The 18,165-nt window shown below is 76.3% G+C and carries 18 protein-coding genes; 5 read left to right on the top strand and 13 right to left on the bottom strand.

All coding sequences use genetic code 11. The annotated features are described in order from the left end of the window. Positions 1-194 precede the first annotated feature (194 nt). From ACI79O_RS20535 to ACI79O_RS20550, 4 genes are read right to left on the bottom strand one after another with little or no spacing between them, the layout of a single operon-like run. Entirely contained in the window at positions 195-455 is a 261-nt protein-coding gene (locus ACI79O_RS20535) for an HPr family phosphocarrier protein (protein WP_089402746.1), read from the bottom strand. A 54-nt stretch (positions 456-509) separates the two neighbouring features. Continuing rightward, complete coding sequence (locus ACI79O_RS20540; protein WP_456915056.1) at positions 510-2,663, bottom strand: PTS fructose transporter subunit IIABC; 2,154 nt, start codon at positions 2,661-2,663, stop codon at positions 510-512. Between the two features lie 17 nt (positions 2,664-2,680). Next, positions 2,681-3,697 (bottom strand): 1-phosphofructokinase family hexose kinase, encoded by a 1,017-nt coding sequence (locus ACI79O_RS20545; RefSeq protein WP_456915058.1) that lies wholly within the window; start codon positions 3,695-3,697, stop codon positions 2,681-2,683. Further along, complete coding sequence (locus ACI79O_RS20550; protein WP_456891320.1) at positions 3,694-4,461, bottom strand: DeoR/GlpR family DNA-binding transcription regulator; 768 nt, start codon at positions 4,459-4,461, stop codon at positions 3,694-3,696. The genes ACI79O_RS20545 and ACI79O_RS20550 overlap by 4 nt, the downstream gene beginning before the upstream one ends. Positions 4,462-4,622: 161 nt before the next feature. On the opposite strand from ACI79O_RS20550, the gene ACI79O_RS20555 reads away from it, so the two are divergent. Then, positions 4,623-6,305: a putative PEP-binding protein gene (locus ACI79O_RS20555; RefSeq protein ID WP_456915059.1), complete on the top strand. Its 1,683-nt coding sequence runs from the start codon at positions 4,623-4,625 to the stop codon at positions 6,303-6,305. Here the strand turns inward: ACI79O_RS20555 and ACI79O_RS20560 are convergent. Continuing rightward, positions 6,292-6,990: a MerR family transcriptional regulator gene (locus ACI79O_RS20560; RefSeq protein ID WP_456915060.1), complete on the bottom strand. Its 699-nt coding sequence runs from the start codon at positions 6,988-6,990 to the stop codon at positions 6,292-6,294. The genes ACI79O_RS20555 and ACI79O_RS20560 overlap by 14 nt on opposite strands. A 63-nt stretch (positions 6,991-7,053) precedes the next feature. Between ACI79O_RS20560 and ACI79O_RS20565 the strand changes: the two genes are divergently transcribed. From ACI79O_RS20565 to ACI79O_RS20575, 3 genes are all read left to right on the top strand, one after another. Further along, positions 7,054-7,584 carry a DUF6194 family protein gene (locus ACI79O_RS20565; RefSeq protein ID WP_456915061.1) on the top strand — a complete coding sequence of 177 codons (531 nt, stop codon included), beginning with the start codon at positions 7,054-7,056 and terminating at the stop codon, positions 7,582-7,584. A gap of 91 nt (positions 7,585-7,675) precedes the next feature. After that, on the top strand, positions 7,676-7,813 hold the full coding sequence (locus ACI79O_RS20570) for a hypothetical protein (protein WP_456877940.1): 138 nt from the start codon (positions 7,676-7,678) through the stop codon (positions 7,811-7,813). 142 nt (positions 7,814-7,955) lie between these two features. Then, the gene (locus ACI79O_RS20575; RefSeq protein ID WP_456915062.1) at positions 7,956-10,085 is read left to right on the top strand and encodes a diguanylate cyclase domain-containing protein; all 2,130 of its coding nucleotides are present in this window, start codon (positions 7,956-7,958) and stop codon (positions 10,083-10,085) included. Here the strand turns inward: ACI79O_RS20575 and ACI79O_RS20580 are convergent. Both ACI79O_RS20580 and ACI79O_RS20585 read right to left on the bottom strand, forming a co-directional pair. After that, positions 10,082-10,903: a tyrosine-protein phosphatase gene (locus ACI79O_RS20580; protein WP_456891311.1), complete on the bottom strand. Its 822-nt coding sequence runs from the start codon at positions 10,901-10,903 to the stop codon at positions 10,082-10,084. The genes ACI79O_RS20575 and ACI79O_RS20580 overlap by 4 nt on opposite strands. Positions 10,904-11,071: 168 nt before the next feature. After that, on the bottom strand, positions 11,072-11,950 hold the full coding sequence (locus tag ACI79O_RS20585) for a 3-methyladenine DNA glycosylase (protein ID WP_456891309.1): 879 nt from the start codon (positions 11,948-11,950) through the stop codon (positions 11,072-11,074). A 93-nt stretch (positions 11,951-12,043) separates the two neighbouring features. On the opposite strand from ACI79O_RS20585, the gene ACI79O_RS20590 reads away from it, so the two are divergent. Beyond that, complete coding sequence (locus ACI79O_RS20590) at positions 12,044-12,226, top strand: hypothetical protein (RefSeq protein ID WP_456891307.1); 183 nt, start codon at positions 12,044-12,046, stop codon at positions 12,224-12,226. Here ACI79O_RS20590 and ACI79O_RS20595 read toward each other — a convergent pair. The 6 genes from ACI79O_RS20595 to ACI79O_RS20620 all read right to left on the bottom strand — a co-directional run bounded on the left by ACI79O_RS20595 (position 12,223) and on the right by ACI79O_RS20620 (position 18,150). Beyond that, the gene (locus ACI79O_RS20595) at positions 12,223-14,172 is read right to left on the bottom strand and encodes a helix-turn-helix domain-containing protein (protein ID WP_456915072.1); all 1,950 of its coding nucleotides are present in this window, start codon (positions 14,170-14,172) and stop codon (positions 12,223-12,225) included. The genes ACI79O_RS20590 and ACI79O_RS20595 overlap by 4 nt on opposite strands. A gap of 17 nt (positions 14,173-14,189) precedes the next feature. Further along, positions 14,190-14,942, bottom strand: a complete 753-nt coding sequence (locus ACI79O_RS20600; RefSeq protein WP_456891305.1) for a 3-hydroxybutyrate dehydrogenase — start codon at positions 14,940-14,942, stop codon at positions 14,190-14,192. 110 nt (positions 14,943-15,052) lie between these two features. Then, positions 15,053-15,244, bottom strand: a complete 192-nt coding sequence (locus ACI79O_RS20605) for a hypothetical protein (protein WP_456876380.1) — start codon at positions 15,242-15,244, stop codon at positions 15,053-15,055. Next, complete coding sequence (locus ACI79O_RS20610) at positions 15,244-15,495, bottom strand: hypothetical protein (RefSeq protein ID WP_456891303.1); 252 nt, start codon at positions 15,493-15,495, stop codon at positions 15,244-15,246. The genes ACI79O_RS20605 and ACI79O_RS20610 overlap by 1 nt, the downstream gene beginning before the upstream one ends. A 226-nt stretch (positions 15,496-15,721) precedes the next feature. Beyond that, positions 15,722-17,566: an acyl-CoA dehydrogenase gene (locus ACI79O_RS20615; RefSeq protein WP_456915063.1), complete on the bottom strand. Its 1,845-nt coding sequence runs from the start codon at positions 17,564-17,566 to the stop codon at positions 15,722-15,724. Positions 17,567-17,745: 179 nt separating this feature from the next. Next, on the bottom strand, positions 17,746-18,150 hold the full coding sequence (locus ACI79O_RS20620) for a lipopolysaccharide assembly protein LapA domain-containing protein (protein ID WP_456915064.1): 405 nt from the start codon (positions 18,148-18,150) through the stop codon (positions 17,746-17,748). Positions 18,151-18,165 lie beyond the last annotated feature (15 nt).

Genomic DNA, 18,165 nt, shown 5'->3' on the forward strand with positions numbered 1-18,165 from the left:
CTGAGCCGGCGTGGGCTGAACCGGCGTGGAACCGGCGTCCTCCCTCACCGCCGGGGGGGCGCCCCCCCCCCCCCCCCCGGGGGGGGGGGCCCGCTCCACGATCAGGGACCCTGATCCTCGCGCGGCGCAGCACGGACACGACGACGGCGCCCGCCCCCTCCGCGCGAGGGGACGGGCGCCGTCGTCCGTGCTGCCTACTCGGCGTCGAGGTCGGCGGCCACCATGCCGGCGATCTGCTCGACGACGGCCTGGTCGTCGCTGGTGACGGTGACCTCGGCCCCCTTCTGGGCACCGAGCGTCATGATCATCAGCGGCGAGCCGGCGTCGACGGGGTTGCCGCCGGGGGTGGCCAGGGTGACCGGGACGCCGGCCTTGCCCACGGCCTCGGCGATGAGCGCGGCCGGGCGGGCGTGCAGGCCGACCCGGGAGCCGACGGTGACGGTCTGACTGGGCATTCGACGTCCTCGCTTCTCGGGGGATCGGTGGGTGTCGGGGTCGAGCCTGCCCTGTCAGGCGCGAGCGGGCGCGCTGACGGTGGAGCCGGGCGTCGCGGTGTGGGCGTGCGCCAGGTCGACGGCGTCCTCGGGCACGGCGTCGGCCTTCCGGCGGCCGATGCTCTTGGCGATGGTGACCGCCAGCGCGCCGACGACCGTGCCGGCGATCAGCGCCAGCACGAACACGAGCACGTTGCTCATCGCGAAGAACACGAAGATGCCGCCGTGCGGGGCGCGCAGCTCGACGCCGGAGGCCGCGACGATGGCGCCGGTGGTCGCACCGCCGAGCATCATCGACGGGATGACCCGCAGCGGGTCGGCCGCCGCGAACGGGATCGCCCCCTCGGAGATGAACGAGGCACCGAGCAGCCAGGCGGCCTTGCCGTTGTCGCGCTCGGCCGGGGTGTAGAGGCCGGGGCGGATCGCGGTGGACAGCGCCATCGCCAGCGGCGGGACCATGCCCGCGGCCATGACCGTCGCCATGATGACCAGCGAGCCGCTGGTCTGCGAGGCCAGACCCGCGGTGGCGAACAGGTAGGCCGCCTTGTTCACCGGGCCGCCGAGGTCGAAGCACATCATCAGGCCGAGGATGATCCCCAGCAGCACCGCGGACGTGCCGCTCAGGCCGTTGAGCCAGTTGCCCAGGCCCTCGACGGCGGCGGCCAGCGGGCGGCCGAGCACCGCCACCATGAGCCCGCTGGAGATCAGCGTGGCCAGCAGCGGGATGATCACCACCGGCTGCAGCCCCCGGACACCGGCGGGCAGCTTCCAGGAGGCGATCCACCGGGCCACCAGGCCGGCGAGGATGCCGCCGACCAGGCCGCCCAGGAAGCCGGCGCTCATGGTCACCGAGACGGCGCCGACGACGAAGCCCGGCGCGATGCCCGGGCGGTCGGCGATCGCGTAGGCGATGTACCCGGCCAGCGCCGGGACCAGGAACGCGAACGCGGCCTGGCCGAGGACGGTGCAGAGCGCACCGAGGTAGCCGAAGAACCCGTCGTTGAGGCCCTCGAGAGGCGCCGCGGACGGCAGGTCGAGGAAGGAGTTGTCGAGCGCCCAGCTCAGTGCGTAGCTCTGGCCCTCGGTGACCGCGTCGGGGTTCGTGCTGACGATCTGGTAGCCGCCGAACAGGAAGCCCAGCGCGATCAGCAGACCGCCGGCCGCGACGAACGGGATCATGTAGCTGACTCCGGTGAGCAGCCAGCGGCGGATCTCCGTGGCGGTGCTCGGCCGGCCGGCCGGGGCGACCGCGGCGGACTCGCCGGCGGCGGCGCCGGGCACCCGGCGGGCGTTCGGGTCGTCGGCGGCGGCCAGCGCCTCGCGGATCATGACCTCGGGCTCGTTGATGGCCCGCTTGGTGCCCGACTGGACCACCGGCTTGCCGGCGAACCGCTCGCGGTCCCGTACGCCGACGTCGACGGCGAAGATCACCGCGTCGGCGTCGCGGATGACCGACGGGTCCAGCGGCGTGGACCCCGAGGAGCCCTGCGTCTCGACGGCGAGGTCCACGCCCTGCGCCTGCGCGGCCGCGGTGAGCTTGTCGGCGGCCATGTAGGTGTGCGCGATGCCGGTGGGGCAGGCGCTGACGGCGACGATCGTGCGCCGCGCGGCCGGAGCGGCGGCGGGAGCACCGGCGGGGGCAGCCGACGGCGCCGCAGCGGCCGGGGCGGTGGCGGGCACGGGGGTGCTGGTCGCCGCGGTGGCGCCGGTGGTCGGCTTGGGCGAGACGACCTCCTCGACGAGCGAGACGACGTCGGCGGGCGTCGCGGCGGCGCGCAGCGCGGCGACGAAGTCCGGCCGCACCAGGGCCCGGGCCAGGGCCGACAGCAGCGTGAGGTGGTCGGCGTCGCCCTCCGCGGGGGCGGCGATGAGGAACACGAGGTCGGCCGGGCCGTCGGCGGCGCCGAAGTCGACGCCCGGCGCCAGCCGCGCGAACGCGAGCGAGGCCTGCGTGACGGCGGCCGACCGGCAGTGCGGGATCGCGATCCCGCCGGGCAGCCCGGTCGCGGCCTGGGCCTCGCGGGCCAGGGCGTCACCGGCGAGTGCCTCGGCTCCGGTGGCCCGGCCGGCGTCGGCCACGAGACCGGCCAGCCGGCGGACGACGGCCTCCTTGTCGGAGCCGAGATCGGCGTCGAGGACGACCAGCTCCGGGGTGATCAGTGCTGTCATGACGGACCCTTCGGGCGTCAGGGGACGTCCCGGCCGGCGGCCGGGACGGGTTCCGGGGTGGGCGGGGGAGACCCGGGCAGGCCGGGCGAGACGGGAACGGCGGCCGGGTCGACCTGCTCCGGGGTCGGGACGGCCGAGCCGGGCAGGGCCGCGGCGGCCGAGCCGGTGGCCACGGCGCGGCGCAGCCGGTCGGGAGCCGGGGCGCCGGCCAGGTCGGCCAGCAGGTGCCCGGCCAGGCTGGAGTCGCCGGCGCCGACGGTGCTGCGCACGGCGATCCGCGGGGCGCGGGCCGACCAGACCTCGCCCGCGGCGGTGGACAGCACCGCGCCGCCACCGCCGAGGGTGAGCAGCACCTCGGCGACGCCACCGCCGTGCAGCTGCGCGACGGCGGCCGAGAGGGCCGCGGGGTCGGCGAGCAGCTCGGCCTCGCTGGTGCCGGTCACCTGGGCCAGCTCCTCGGCGTTGGGCTTGAGCAGGTCGGGTGCGGCGTCGGGCCCGGCGGCCAGCAGCGCGCGCAGCGGCGCCTCGGAGGTGTCGACGGCGATCCGCGCGCCGGTGCCGCGGACGGCGCGGACCAGCTCGGCGTACCAGTCCTCGGGCGTACCGGGCGGCAGCGAGCCGGACAGCACCACCCAGCGGGCGCCCGCGGCGGCCGCGGCCACGGCGGCGGCGAGGGCGGCGCGCAGGCCGGCGTCGAGCGTCGTGCCGGGCTCGTTGAGCTTGGTGGTGGTGCCGTCGGGCTCGGTGAGCGAGTAGTTGGTGCGCACCGGGGCGCCGGTGGGGACGGTGACCAGCGGCAGGCGCAGGGCGCCCAGCGCGGTGACCAGCGGGTCGGTGGGGTCGGCGGGGACCACGGCGAGGACGTCGGCCCCGGCCGCGGCCAGCGCGCGGGCCACGTTGACGCCCTTGCCGCCGGGCTCGGTCGAGCTCGGGCCGAGCCGGGCCACCTCCCCGCGGGTCAGGGGACCGGGCAGGGCGAGGGTGCGGTCGAGGCTGGGGTTGGCCGTCAGCGTGACGACGCGCCCGCCGCTCACGCGACCACGACCTCGACGCCGGCGTCCTCGAGCCGCTCCACGACGGCGGGGTCGGCGCCGCCGTCGGTGACCACCGTGTCGACGTCGCCGAGCGTGGCGAAGCGGACCAGGTGCTCGCGCCCGAGCTTGCTGCTGTCGGCCAGCACGACCGCGCGCTGACCGGCCGCGACCATCGCCCGCTTGACCGCGGCCTCGGCCTCGTCGGGCGTGGTGAGGCCGTGGTCGGGGGTGATGCCGTTGGTGCCCAGGAAGGCGACGTCGGCGCGCAGGTCGGCCAGCGCGCGGACCGGGGTCTCGCCGACCGCACACTGGGTCAGCCCGCGGACCCGCCCGCCGAGCACGTGCAGCGTGATGCCCGGGACGGTGGCCAGCCGGGCCGCGATCGGCACCGAGTTGGTGGCCACGAACAGGCCCCGGTCGGCGGGCAGGACCTCGGCCAGCGCCGCGGTCGAACTGCCGCCGTCGAGCAGGACGCTCCCGCCCGGACCGGGCAGCAGGTCCAGCGCCGCCGCGGCGATCTTGCGCTTGGCCTCCGCCCGGGTGGCGTGGCGCTCGGCCAGCGCGGTCTCGACCAGGGTGAGCGCCCCCGTCGGCACCGCGCCGCCGTGCACGCGGCGGAGCACACCGGCCCGTTCCAGGACGGCGAGATCGCGGCGGACGGTCTCGGTGGTGACGCCGAAGTGCTCGGCCACCGCGGTGACCGCGATGCGGCCCTGCTCGACGACCAGCGTGGCGATCGCCTGCTGTCGCTCCTCGGCGTACACGGCTTCCTCCGATCGGCGTCCCGTGGTGCCCGAACCCGTGGGATCTGACTTGCGTCTGTGTTGTTCTACGTGGGATTGGTTGACAAGTCAACACGAAGTCGTGACTCTGGTCACCGACGGACGACGGTGTCCCCCTACCCACCACCGACGCGGAGGTCCGCATGTCCACCACCACCGCCCCCGTGCTGACCGGCACCCCCGTGGTCCCCGGGGTCGTCCTCGGCCCGGTCGTGCGCCCGGCCGGCGCGGTCCGGCTGCCCGAGGCCGAGTCCGCCGAGACGCTCCCCGAGGCCGCGCGGGCCGCGGAGCGGAGCCGTTTCGCCGCGGCCGCCGAGACGGTGGCCGGCCGGCTGGCGGCGCGGGCCGCGGCGGCGACCGGGATGACCGCCGAGGTCCTCTCCGCCACCGCGGGTCTGGCCCGCGACCGGGGGCTGCTGTCGGCCGTCGAGCAGCGCATCGACACCGGCACCCCGGCCGCGGTCGCGGTGGTGCAGGCCGCTCAGCAGTTCGTCGACGTGTTCACCTCGCTGGGCGGGGTGATGGCCGAGCGCGTCACCGACGTCCGGGACGTCCGCGACCGCCTCGTCGCCGAGCTGACCGGCCAGGGGGAGCCCGGTGTCCCCGCACCCGGGACGCCGTCGGTGCTGCTCGCCGACGACCTGGCGCCGGCCGACACCGCCGGGCTCGACCCCGCCCGCATCGTCGGGCTGGCCACCCGGCTCGGCGGCACGACCAGCCACACCGCGATCATCGCCCGGCAGCTGAACCTGCCCCTCGTCGTCGCCGTGGAGGGGCTCGACGTCGTCCCGGCGGGGGCCACCGTCCTCCTCGACGCCGAGGAGGGCACCGTCACCGTCGACCCCGAGCCGGAGTCCGCCGCCGCCCAGGTCGCGGAGGCCCGGCGGCAGGCCGAGGCGCTGGCGGGCTACCGCGGTCCGGCCGCCACCCGCGACGGCGTGACCGTGCCGGTGCTCGCCAACGTGCAGGACGGCGCGGGGACGCGAGCCGCGATGGCCGCGCACGCCGAGGGCGTCGGCCTGTTCCGCACCGAGCTCGCCTTCCTGGGGCGGGCCGCCGAGCCCAGCGTCGAGGAGCAGGCCACGGGCTACGCCGAGGTGTTCCAGGCCGCGGCCGGCCGCCGCGTCGTGCTGCGGACCCTCGACGCCGGCTCGGACAAGCCGCTGGAGTTCGCCACGCCGCCGGAGGAGGCCAACCCGGCGCTCGGCGTCCGCGGCCTGCGGGTGGCCCGCCGCGACCCCGGGCTGCTCGACCGCCAGCTCGACGCCGTCGCCGAGGCCGCCCGCCGCACCGGCGCCGCGCCGTGGGTGATGGCGCCGATGGTGGCCACGGTCGCCGAGGCCGCCGACTTCGCCGCCCGCGTGCGCGAGCGCGGCCTGGTGCCCGGCGTGATGGTCGAGGTGCCGTCGGTGGCGCTGCTCGCCGACCGGTTCCTCCAGCACGTCGACTTCCTGTCGATCGGCACCAACGACCTGTCGCAGTACGCGCTGGCCGCCGACCGGCTCTCGGCCGACCTCGCCGACCTCACCGACCCGTGGCAGCCGGCGCTGCTGGCCCTGGTGGCGGCGACCGCGGCCGCGGGCCGGCGCGCCGGCAAGCCGGTCGGCGTCTGCGGCGAGGCCGCCGCCGACCCGCTGCTCGCCTGCGTGCTCGTCGGCCTGGGGGTGACCTCGCTGTCCTGCGCCGCACCCGCGGTCGCCGGTGTCGGGGCCCGGCTGGCCGGGGTCGACTCCACCGCCTGCCGGGAGGCCGGCGAGGCCGCCCTGGCCGCCGACGACCCGCGCACGGCCCGCGCCGCCGCCCGCGCCGTCCTCACCCGCGGCTGACGCCCCCCGGCGGCCGGCCCGTCACTGCCGGTGTTCCTCGCGCGTTGCGGGTGCTGCAGGACCGGCAACGCACGAGGAACACCCGCACGGCCCTACGGATCGAGCAGGGCGTCCAGCCGCGCCGTGCCCCGATCCCGTAGCCGGCCCGCCGCAGCTGGTGCACGACCCGGGCGTCCCGGACGTCGCCGGGCGTGTAGGTCCGCGCCCGTCCGGGGGACGAGCGGCACGGGACCACGAGCCCCTCGGCGTCCCAGTGGCAGGAGGTCGAGGGCCTGACGCCGAGGGCGCCGGCGAGCTCGGAGACGCTCATGGCGTCGGAGGGCCGCGGGTCGTCGACCGGCTCCGCCGCGATCGCCCGGGCCGCCTCCTGCGCCAGCTGCAGGTCACGGCGCTCGGTGTGCAGCCGCGCGTGGGCGCCGTCGACGAGCGCCAGGAACTCCGTCACCGGCCCCCGGTTCGCCGTGCGCACGATCCGCCGGGCCTCCACCGGGCCGACCGCCGCGGCGAACGCCCGGTAGGCCAGCGCGGCCTGCACGTGCCCGTCGGTGAGGACCCGGTGGCCGGCCGGGGTCCGTCCGGCCGGCGGCAGCGCGCCCTCGCGCTCGAGGTCGCGGACCTGCTGCACCGAGTACCCGGCCCGCCGCGCGACGTCGACCGTGCGCTGGCCCGACGTGCGACTCCGCACCGCGTCCTCCCTGGTCGAGCCGGTCCGGGTCGCCACAGGGACCCGAGTGCCACGCTCGAACCCGTGAGCACCGACCGCACGAGCATCGACGACGTCGTCGGCCTGGTCGAGGGACTGGGCGGCGTCCTGACGCTGCGCCCCGGCCCGGGCGACGGCTCGCCCGAGATCGCCTGGGGCGACCCGTTCTTCTACTACGCGCCCGACGGGGTGGTGCCGCGCACGCAGCCCTTTGCCACGGTCGTCACCGAGGACCACCCCGGCGGGCCGGCGTCGGGGCTGGACCGTCCCGGGGCGTTCCGGCTCAACATCGCCACCGGTGCGGCCGAGTACTCCCGGTGGACCGGTCGGGCGCCGGGGGAACCGGCACCCGAGGGCGTCGACCCCGCCGCGACCGACACCGTCCTCGCCCACCCGGTCTACGGCCGGCTCGGCTGGCTCGCGGTCGTGGACCCGGGTCCGCGGACGGCGGGACCGGTCCAGGAACTGCTGCGGACCGCGCACGCCGCGGCCCGGCAGCGGTGGGGACGCCGGGCCGGGAGGGCTCGGGAGGTGTCCGGCCTCCCTCTGAGGGGTGAACGATCGTCGGGAATGTGACGATGCTCCCTACGGATCGTCGGAACATCCTCGCTGTTACCTGCTTTACTACAGGTGCACCCCCACGCAGCACCGAAGAGGAGAGACGGACATGTCGATCGGGACCACCTGGCGTCAGCGTCGGCAGGCTGTTCGCACGCGGCGGGCCCTCGACCGCGCGCTCGCCCGCACCAGCAGCCCCGCCATGCGCGAGGAGCTGCTGACGATGGCCAACAACAGCGGGTTCTGAACCGCAGGGTCCCCAGGACCCCGGCGCCTCGGAGCGCCTCCCGCACGGCCCCGGACTGCCCCGCAGCCCGGGGCCGTTCGCTGTCCTCCCCCCTTCGGGTCGGCGGCTCAACCCGGAACGGCGGGGTGCCGATACCGCTGCCGTGACTGGACGACGCCGGGGAGCCGCCCGGACCCCCGGCCGACCGGGGGAGGGGGACCCGGTACCGGGCGAGGCCCACGAGACCTCCGGCGCCACGACCGGGCTGCTGCTCGCCTTCGTGCGCCAGCACGCCGGCGACGCCGCGGCCGAGGAGGTCGTGCGCCGGGCGGGGGTGCCCTTCACCGCCGCCGAGCTCGCCGAGCCCTCGACCTGGAGCAGCTACGACACCCGGATCCGCCTGTTCACCGCGGCGACCGAGGTCCTCGGCGACCCCGGCGTGCTGTTCCGGGTGGGCGCCGAGGCGCTGCGGACCGGCATGAACCCGAGCGTGGTCGTGCTGGTGCGCGCCATGGGCTCGCCCCGGCAGGTCTACGCCAAGCTGCCGCGCGCCGTCGCCAACTTCTCGACCACCTCCACCATGGAGGTGCTCCACTCCGACGCCACGTCGGCGACCATCCGCTACCGGCTGCACGAGGGCTACGTGCACTCGCGGCTGGACTGCGACTACGCCCGCGGCCTGATCAGCATGGTCCCCACCGTCTTCGGGCTGGCGCCGGCGCACGTCGTCCACGAGGAGTGCGAGTCCTCCGGCGCGGACGCCTGCCTCTACCACCTCTCGTGGGACCGGCGCTCCCGCCTGCCGTGGCGCCGCCGCGGCGAGGTGGCCGCCGACGCCGAGCTGGCCGCCCTGCGCAGCCAGGTCCGCGCCCTGCAGTCCGCGGCCACCGACCTGGTCGACGGCGAGGACCTGGAGAGCGTCCTGCCGCGCATCGTCGAGCGCGCCGCCGCCGCGGTGCTGGCCCCCGCCTACCTGCTCGCCGTCTCCTCACCCCGCGGCGGTGCCCCGCTGGTGCACAGCGCCGGCCTCCCCACCGCCGACGTCCCGGTCCTGACCGCCCGGCTGCTCGCCGGGGAGGACCTCGGTCCCGGCGCGGTCGTGGTGGACGTGGCCTCCGCGCGGCGGACCCACGGCCGGCTGGCCGCGCTCGGCCGCTCCGCCGAGGGCGGGCTGGGCGACGAGCACGCGATGCTCGCCGCCTACGCCGGCCACGCCGCGGCCGCGCTCGACCTGGTGATGGCGCTCGAGGGGAGCCGGTCGGAGGCCCGCCGGGCCGGTGCGCTGCTCGAGCTCGCCCACGGCCTGTCCCAGGCGTCCGACGTCGCCGGGATCTGCGAGGTCGTGGCCGGGGCGCTGCCCAGCGTCGTCGGCTGCACCAACGCCGCGGTCATGCTGTGGGACCCCGCCGCCGGGACGCTGGCCACGGCCGCCACCGTGGGGCTGCGCCCGCAGCAGGAGGCCGTCATGCGCGCCACGTCGCTGCGGGCCGAGGACGTCCCCGAGCTGTTCGGCATGCTCACCGACCGCGCCCCGCGGATCGTCAGCGCCACCGGCGCCAGCGTCCCCATGCGCGACCTGCTCACCGCGCTGGACCTCACCGACGTCGTCGCCGTCCCCCTGCTGGCCGGCAGCAGCTTCCTCGGCGTGGTGACCGCCAGCTGGTCGACGGGCGAGGTGAGCGGCGCGCTGGACGCCGACGTGCTCGCCCGCCTGCGCGGCGCCGGCGACCAGGCGTCGACGGCGCTGCAGAAGGCCCGGCTGCTGGAGACCGTCCGCCACCAGGCCACCCACGACGCGCTCACCGGCCTGCCCAACCGGGTGCTCTTCCGGGAGCGGCTGGCCGCCGCGCTGGCCGCCTCGGCCGGGTCCGGGCACGTCGGCGTGCTGTTCTGCGACCTCGACCGGTTCAAGGCGGTCAACGACACCCTGGGTCACGCGGCCGGCGACGAGCTGCTGCGCCAGGTGTCGGCCCGGCTGCGCGCCGCCGTCCGGCCCGGCGACACCATCGGGCGGCTCAGCGGCGACGAGTTCGCCGTCCTGGTGCCGAGGCTGTCGACGGCCGCCGCCGCCGACGCGGTGGTCGCCCGGGTGGCGGAGGCGTTCGCCGTGCCCTTCCGGCTCGAGGGCACCCCGGTCGACGTCGGCACCAGCACCGGTGTGGCCGTCCACTCCGGCCCGGCCGCCGACCCCTCCGCCGTCGCCGAGCGGCTGCTGCGCGACGCCGACGCCGCCATGTACCGGCACAAGCAGCGCGAGCGTGGATCGGCGCCGGCTCCACGGAGCGCGGACTAGCGCAGGCGCCTCCGGAGCGCGGCCTGCTCGTCGGGGCCGAAGCCGTGCTCGGTGAGCCAGCCCAGCGGGCCCCCGTGCCGCTCGTCGAGGATCTCCAGCAGCCGCCGCATGGTCTGCGCGCGCGGGGTGTGGCTGGCGACGTCGCGGTTGGTCATGTCCTCGGCGTAGGTGGGCGAGGTCCGCAGCTTGGCCACCAGCGCGTCGATGACCTCGGCGGTGAGCGCGTAGTCGGCGACGATCTCCTCGTCCGGCACACCGGCCGCCGCCAGCGCGAACATCACCACCACGCCGGTCCGGTCCTTGCCCGCGGCGCAGTGCACCACCGTCGCGCCCTCGCCGTCCGCGATCACCCGCAGCGCGGCCAGCACGTTCTCCGGCCGGTGGTGCAGGTAGCCCAGGTAGGAACGCACGGCCGGCGGCTCGACCTCGTCGGCCTCGGTGGTCTGCCGCGGCAGCAGCGTCTCCGCCCAGTCCGCGGGCAGGTCGGGGACGTCGTCCTCCTCGACGGCGAAGACGTCGGTGTGGTGCCCCTTCTCCGGCAGCAGGCTCAGGTGCCGGTGGGTGACGCCCTCGACCGCGCGCAGCGGGCCCCGGCCCTCCAGCAGGACCTCCGCGGTGGTGCGCAGGTCGATGACGTCGCGCAGCGGGAGCTCGGCGAGCCGGCGCAGGTCGTCGTCGCTGAGGGTCTGCAGGTTGTCGCTGCGCAGCACCCGGCCGAACGCGGTCGTGCCGCCGTCGGTGGTCGGCAGGCCGCCGAGGTCGCGCGTGTTGGTCGTCCCGTCGAGTCGCAGCCAGCGGTCGGCGCGGGGTGAGGTCACCCCCCGACCGTACGGCGGCCGGACCGGGGTGTGGCCGGCCGCCACAGGGTCCGCGAGCGGCGTCCGGGCGACGGGCACGATCAGGTGACCTGATCGTGCGGCGTCCTCCCTCACCGCCCACCGTGAGGGAGGACGCACTGCGGTGGGGGAGGATGTCGACCGAGTGCCTCAGGACGTCAGCAGGGAGTCGCAGACGTCGACCAGCCGCTGCCGCAGCGGGGCGGCGCGGTGGGCGAACCCGCGCTGCGCGGCCACGTACTCCGCCTTGCCCTCGGGCGTCTCGATCCGCACCGGCGGGTACCCGCGGTCGGCGAGGTCGTACGGCGAGGCCCGCATGTCGAGCTCGCGCACCTCGACGGCGAGCGCGAAGCAGTCGGCCACCAGCTCCCCGGGCACCGCGGGGGAGAGCTTGTACGCCCACTTGTAGAGGTCCATCGTCGCGTGCAGGCAGCCCGGTTGCTCCATCGCGACCTGCGTCTCCCGCGTCGGCCGCAGCCGGTTGAGCGCGACCGCCGACGGCGTGAAGAACCGGTAGGCGTCGACGTGGCTGCACCGGATCGCGTGCGACTCGACGACGGCGTCGGTGCCGGCCCGCCCCAGCCGCAGCGGGACGGCGTGCCGGCGCTCGTCGGCGCGGTGGACCATCGCCCACTCGTGCAGGCCGAAGCAGCCGGTCTGCGGCGGCCGCGACGCGGTGGCCGCCAGCAGGTCCCGCACGAACCGCACGGTGCGCTCGCGGCCGGCGAGGTACGCGGCGACGTCGAGGGACACCGTCCCGTCGTCGCCGGTGGCGTACCAGCGCCAGGCGGCGTGCGGGGCCGGGCCGTCGGCCGACGGCGCCAGCGCGACGCCCGGACCCGGGTGCCAGCGGCGCAGCCGGCTCGGCGTCTCGGAGTAGTAGGTGAACAGGAAGTCGAGCACCGGGTGGCTCTCGCCGCGGCGGCGGCGCCCGCGGTGCGGCCCGGTCCAGCGCTCGACCCGGGCGTCGTGGGCCGCCGCGCGCGCCGTCCACTCCTCGGCGGGCAGCAGGACGGCGACGTCGGGCACCGGACCAGCGTAGGTGCCGCCGGCGCGCGTCCAGGGCTCCCACCGGGAGGCCGGCGGTGCCACCCTGGGCGTCCCGACGAGGAGGCGATCGCCATGGCCGGCGACGCGAGCGCCGTCCGCATGCCCCTGTCGTGCCGGCTGGGGTTCCACGCCTACGTGCAGCGCCATCCCGAGGACGAGCGGCTGCGCGGCCCGGACCACGAGATCTGCCGGCGCTGCGGCAGGGAGCACGACATCCAGAGCACCGTCTTCCCGCCCGGAGGCGCACCTGGCTAGCCGACGGCGCCCTCGGCGGAGGTCAGCCGGTGCAGCCGCAGCGCCAGCTGCACCTCCAGCGCCCGCTCGGGTGCCGACCAGTCGCGGCCGAGCAGCCGGCCGACCCGGTCCAGCCGCTGGGTCACGGTGTTGACGTGCACGCCCAGCGCCTCGGCCGCCCGCGCGGGTGAGCCGCCGGTGTCCGACCACGCCCGCAGGGTGGCGACCAGGTCGGTGCCGCGGCGGGCGTCGTAGTCGAGCACCGGCCCGAGCGTCGCGGTGACGAAGCCCGGGACGTCACGGCCCTCGCCGACGAGCAGGCCGACGAAGCCCAGCTCCTCGGCGCTCGCTGACTGGCCGCTGCGGCCCAGAGCCTCCAGGGTCGAGGCGCAGCGCCCCGCCTCGGCCGCCGCGGGGGCCACCGCGGCCGGGCCCTGCACCGGCCCGGCGCCGCCGGCGGTCACCGGCCTGCCCAGCGCCGCCGCCAGCTCCCGCCGCACCAGGGCCGCAGCCGGGCCGGCGGGCAGATCGGGCAGGCACAGGACGACGCGGCCGTCGCGCAGCCCGGCGAGCCCCGCGCGGGTGGCCGCCAGGTGCCCGGCGGCGGCCAGCGCCCGGCCGCGGCAGCGCTCCTCGACCCGGACGACGACGACCGACAGCGGCCGGTCCAGGTCCGCGCCCAGCCGCCGCGCCCGCTCGCGCAGCCCGTCGGCGTCGCGCAGGGGGACGCCGAGCAGCTCGTCGAGCAGCTCGCCGCGCACCCGCCCCTCGGCCTCGCTGGCGGTGCGCCGGATGAGCAGCAGCAGTGCGGTGACCAGCGCGGCCCGCTCGAGGATGCGCTGGTCGGCGTCGGAGAGGTCGCCCGGGCGGTGCAGCACCAGGCCGCCGATCAGCTCGCTGCCGACCGTGACCGCCGCGGTCCACCACTCGTCGACGCGGACCGTCCGCCCGGTGGAGCGGGCCAGCGCCAGCGCCCCGGCGGGGTCGGGCGGCAGCGCGTCGTCCCCGTCGGCCGCAGGGGAGGGCCGGCCCTCCTCGTCGAGGACGGTGATCCGCCCGCCCAGGGCCTCCGTCACGGCCGCGGCGACGTCGTCCACCCCACCGCCGCGCAGGACGAGGTCGATGAACCGGTCGTGCGCCCCGGCGGCCCGCTCGACCGACTCGGTGTGCGCCCGCAGTTCCCGGGTGGCCGCGGAGAGCTCCTCCAGCGCCGTCCGGGTCTCCTCGAGCAGCCGGGCGTTGTCGAGCGCGATGGCGGCGTGCGCGGCCAGCGAGCCCAGCAGCGCCACCTCCGAGCGGTCGAAGGTCCGCTCGGTGCGGTCGGCGGCGTAGAGCACGCCGATGACCTGCGACCCGCGGATCAGCGGCACGCCGAGGATGGCGACCAGGCCCTCCTCGCGGACCCCGCCGTCGATCTCGTCGGTGTGGTGGAACCGGGTGTCGGCGGCGTAGCTCGCCGTCCAGTACGACGCCGCCGTCTGGGCCACCAGGCCGCCCAGGCCCGCGCCCATCGGCAGCCGCAGCGCCTGGAACCGCGCCGAGACGGTGCCGTCGGTGACCCGCATGTAGGTGTCGCCGCGGGCGTCGTCGTTGAGCGTCAGGTACGAGACGTCGGTGCCCAGCAGCCGGCGGGCGCGGCGGACGATCGCGGTGAGCACCGAGTCGACCCCGCGCAGCGTGGCGAGGTCGCTGGCGGTCTCGAACAGCGCCGACAGCTCCGACTCGCGACGCCGCCGGGCGGCGAAGGCGGCGCGCACCTGCAGGGCGAGCAGCCGCACCCGCTCCAGCTCGGCCAGCGTCGCGGCGTCGGCGCCGCCGGCCCGGGCGCGCACCAGCGGACCCTCGTACTCGATCGCGGCGGCGTCGTCGAGGACCAGCTGCAGGTACTCGGCCGCTGCAGAGGGGACGCCGGGCGGGCGGCCGGAGCCGTCGGTGGGCCGCGCGGCGCTCCGGGTCACGACCGGCATCCTGCCCGGCCGGACCATCAGTGGGCGGTCCACCCGCCGTCCATGCGCAGGGACGTGCCGGTGACCGACGCGGCCGACGGCGAGCACAGCCAGGCGACGGCGTCGGCGACCTCGGCCGGCTCGATCAGCCGCTTGACCGCCGCCGGGGCCAGCATCACCCGCTCGACCACCTCGTCCTCGGAGATCCCGTGGGTGCGGGCCTGGTCGGCGATCTGCCCCTCCACCAGCGGCGTGCGCACGTAGGCCGGTGCCACGCAGTTGGACGTCACGCCGTGCGGGGCGCCCTCCAGCGCGACCACCTTCGACAGCCCCTCGAGCGCGTGCTTGGCCGTGACGTAGGCGGACTTGTACGGCGAGGCGCGGTGGCCGTGCACCGAGCTGACGTTGACCACCCGTCCCCAGCCGCGGGCGTACATGTGCGGCAGTGCGCCGCGGACCAGCCGGAAGGGCGTCTCCACCATCAGCCGCAGGATCGCCGAGAAGACCTCCGGCGGGAACTCGTGCAGTGGGGACACGTGCTGGAAGCCGGCGTTGTTGACCAGCACGTCGACGTCGAGGTCGAGGCCGCCGAGGGCACCCAGGTCGGAGAGGTCGACGGCGACCGCGGTGCCGCCCACCGCGCGGGCCACGTCCTCGGCCGCGGCGGCGTCCCGGTCGACGACGACCACCGCGGCACCGGCTTCCGCCAGCCGGGCGGCGATCGCCCGGCCGATGCCCGAGCCGCCGCCGGTCACCATCGCCCGCCGCCCCGCGAGGTCCTCCGTGCCCATGGGAGGACGTTAGGGTCCGCTCACCCCGCCTCCCACGGCGTACGGGCACACACTCCCCGCCGTCCCCGTGGGTGCCGGGCACACCGTCGGCCGGGGCCGGCGGGGCGGCGTCAGCCCGCCTGGTTGCCGCCGCGCACCACCGAGTCGTCGCGCTGGGCGTCCTCGTCGGTGGTCAGGGTGACGTCGCGCTCGCCGCCGTCGGACCGGTCCTGGCCCGGGACGCCGTCGACCATGTTGGTGTCGGTCGGCCCGTCCGTGGTGTCGGGGGACTCGCCGTAGCCGCTGTCGTCGGTCTGGCTCATCAGTCGGTGCCTCCTCCGGCGCGGGGGGTGGGGCCCGGGACCTCGCCGGACGCACCGGCGCCCCGGGCACGGGCGACGTCGCCGTCGGCGCGGGCCGGCAGGTCGTCGCCCGAGGCCGCGTCCCGCTCGATCGCCTCGTCGGCGGTGAGGGGGACGTCCTCGAAGCCGGACCCGGTGCTGCTGTTGTCGCCGGTGCCCGACGCGGTCGGGATGTCCTGCTGGATGCGGTCACTGCCCTGCGGGTCGGTCATGGTGCCTCCGCTCCGACGACGCCGTCCCCGGGGCCATGCCCGTGCACCCGGCCGAGAAAACGACCCGCACGGGGCCGGATGCGCCCCGCGGTGCCCGACCCCACCCCGCAGCGCGAGGCCGGGCACCACACGGCGACGGCCGCCGTCCCGGATCGGGACGACGGCCGTCGGCAGGTGTGGTGCCGGCGTGCACGTCCGCGGAAGTGCACGACCTCAGGACGCGGCCTCAGAACGCGGCCTCGGGGACCTCCATGAGCGTGTTGTCGGTGGCCTCGACGATCGCCCGCTCGCCCGCCAGGCGCGGCAGCACCTGGGTCGCGAAGAACCGGGTGGCGGCGAGCTTGCCCTCGTAGAACAGGCGGTCCTTCTCCCCCACCTCGCCGGCCAGGGCGGCCAGCGCCACCTCGGACTGGCGGACCAGCAGCCACCCGGTGACCAGGTCGCCGACGGCGAGCAGCAGCCGGGTGGTGTTCTGGCCGACCTCGTAGAGGCTGGTCATGTCCTCCTGGGCACCGCTGAGCTGCCCGAACATGGCCGTGAGCATCGCCTGGACCTCGCCGAGGGCGGTCGCCAGGTGCGTCCGCTCCTCCTTGAGCCGGCCGTTGCCGGCCTCCGCGTCGATCGTGGCCTGGATCTGGCCGGCCAGCCAGGTCAGCGCGACCCCGCCGTCCTTGACGATCTTGCGGAAGAAGAAGTCCTGGCCCTGGATCGCCGTGGTGCCCTCGTAGAGGGTGTCGATCTTGGAGTCGCGGATGTACTGCTCGATCGGGTAGTCCTGCAGGTAGCCCGAGCCGCCCAGGCACTGCAGCGACTCGCTGGTGAGCAGCTCGGTGGCCCGCTCCGAGCCGAAGCCCTTGACCACCGGCAGCAGCAGGTCGTTGACGCGGGCGGCGAGCCGGGCCTGCTCGCTGTCGGCGGTGCCGGCGGCCTCGGCCTCGGTGACCTGGTCGCGGAAGGTGGCGGTGTAGAGGTAGAGCGCCCGCATGCCCTCGGCGTAGGCCTTCTGCAGCATGAGCGAGCGGCGCACGTCGGGGTGGTGCGTGATGGTCACCCGCGGGGCGTCCTTCGACGTCGCGGCGAGGTCGGCGCCCTGCACCCGGTTGCGCGCGTAGTCCAGCGCCACCTGGTAGCCCGCCGACAGGGTGGCGATGGCCTTGGTGCCGACGAACATCCGGGCGTGCTCGATCACCTTGAACATCTGCGCGATGCCGTCGTGCACGTCGCCGACCAGCCAGCCCCGCGCCGGCACCGGACCGTCGCCGAAGGTCACCTCGCAGGTCGTGGAGACCTTCAGGCCCATCTTCTTCTCGACGTTGGTGACGTAGACGCCGTTGCGCTCGCCGAGGGCGCCGGTCCCGAGGTCGACGTGGAACTTGGGGACGACGAACAGCGACAGGCCCTTGGTGCCCGGCTTCGCCCCCTCGGGACGGGCCAGCACCAGGTGGACGATGTTGTCGGACAGGTCGTGCTCGGCGGAGGTGATGAACCGCTTCACGCCGGTGAGGTGCCACGAGCCGTCGGGCTGCTGGACCGCCTTCGTGCGGCCGGCGCCCACGTCGGAGCCGGCGTCGGGCTCGGTGAGCACCATGGTGGCGCCCCAGCGGTGCTCGATCATGAGCTCGGCGAGCCGCTTCTGGTCGGCGTTGCCGAGCTCGTGCAGGACGGCGGCGAAGGCGGCCCACGCGCCGTACATGAAGACGGCGGGGTTGGCGCCGAGCACCATCTCGAACGCGCCCCAGGTCAGCGCGTGCGGTGCACCGAAGCCACCGAGCTCCTCGGGCAGGTCCAGGCGGTACCACTCCCCGTCCTCGATGGCCCGCACCGACGCCTTGAAGCTCTGGGGCAGGGTCACCGAGTGGGTGGCCGGGTCGAACACCGGCGGGTTGCGGTCGGCGTCGGCGAAGCTGTCGGCGATCGGACCCTCGGCCAGCCGGCGGATCTCGGCGAGCACGCCGCGCGCGGTCTCGGCGTCCATCTGCTCGAACGGGCCGGTGCCGAAGCGGTCCTTGGTGTCGAGGAACTCGAACAGGTTGAACTCGAGGTCCCGCAGGTTCGCGGTGTAGTGGCTCATGGCGGTCTGGCTCCGTTGCTCCCGTGCCGATGGGCGACGAGCGCTTGCTACTCGTCGGTAACCAACGTTATTACCGGTCGGTAACCAGGAGCAAGGGAGCGGCCCGGGATCCGCTCGCAGGGGTCAGGGGCGAGCGGTCCCGGGCCGTCGGGATGGTGCCGGGGGCGGCCCGGCGCGGGTCAGCGGTTGCGGCGCCGGGCGGCGAGGACGGAGGCGGCGAGCAGGCCGATCAGGGCACCGAGGCCGGCCGCGATGAGCAGCGCCACCACCAGGGGCGCGCGGACGTCGGTGAAGACCAGGCTGATCGGCACCGTCTCGCCGTTGAACACGATGAACAGCACGAGGATCACCGTGACGGCGATCAGCAGGGCCAGCGCCAGGCCCCGGCCCAGCGTGCGGCCGGCCGACCGGGCGCGCGACGGCGTCCGGGCGGGCGACGGCGTCCCGGCCGGCGGGGTCGCGGGCTGGCCGGTGCCGGGGGTGGACGCCGGGGTGCCCGTCGCGTACGGGTTGGTGCCGGTGGCGAACGGGTCGGTGCCCGGGGCGGAGGGCCGGGGCTCGGCAGGCGATCCGGGAGCGGTCACGCTCCCGATCTTGTC

This window comes from Geodermatophilus sp. SYSU D00696 (genome assembly GCF_054050235.1).

Excerpts from the sequence above, each read along its gene's own strand:
- ACI79O_RS20535 (WP_089402746.1), bottom strand. The coding sequence starts at position 455 with ATGCCCAGTCAGACCGTCACCGTCGGCTCCCGGGTCGGCCTGCACGCC.
- ACI79O_RS20540 (WP_456915056.1), bottom strand. The coding sequence starts at position 2,663 with ATGACAGCACTGATCACCCCGGAGCTGGTCGTCCTCGACGCCGATCTC.
- ACI79O_RS20555 (WP_456915059.1), top strand. The coding sequence starts at position 4,623 with ATGTCCACCACCACCGCCCCCGTGCTGACCGGCACCCCCGTGGTCCCC.
- ACI79O_RS20570 (WP_456877940.1), top strand. The coding sequence starts at position 7,676 with ATGTCGATCGGGACCACCTGGCGTCAGCGTCGGCAGGCTGTTCGCACG.
- ACI79O_RS20590 (WP_456891307.1), top strand. The coding sequence starts at position 12,044 with ATGGCCGGCGACGCGAGCGCCGTCCGCATGCCCCTGTCGTGCCGGCTG.
- ACI79O_RS20595 (WP_456915072.1), bottom strand. The coding sequence starts at position 14,172 with ATGCCGGTCGTGACCCGGAGCGCCGCGCGGCCCACCGACGGCTCCGGC.
- ACI79O_RS20600 (WP_456891305.1), bottom strand. The coding sequence starts at position 14,942 with ATGGGCACGGAGGACCTCGCGGGGCGGCGGGCGATGGTGACCGGCGGC.
- ACI79O_RS20605 (WP_456876380.1), bottom strand. The coding sequence starts at position 15,244 with ATGAGCCAGACCGACGACAGCGGCTACGGCGAGTCCCCCGACACCACG.
- ACI79O_RS20610 (WP_456891303.1), bottom strand. The coding sequence starts at position 15,495 with ATGACCGACCCGCAGGGCAGTGACCGCATCCAGCAGGACATCCCGACC.
- ACI79O_RS20615 (WP_456915063.1), bottom strand. The coding sequence starts at position 17,566 with ATGAGCCACTACACCGCGAACCTGCGGGACCTCGAGTTCAACCTGTTC.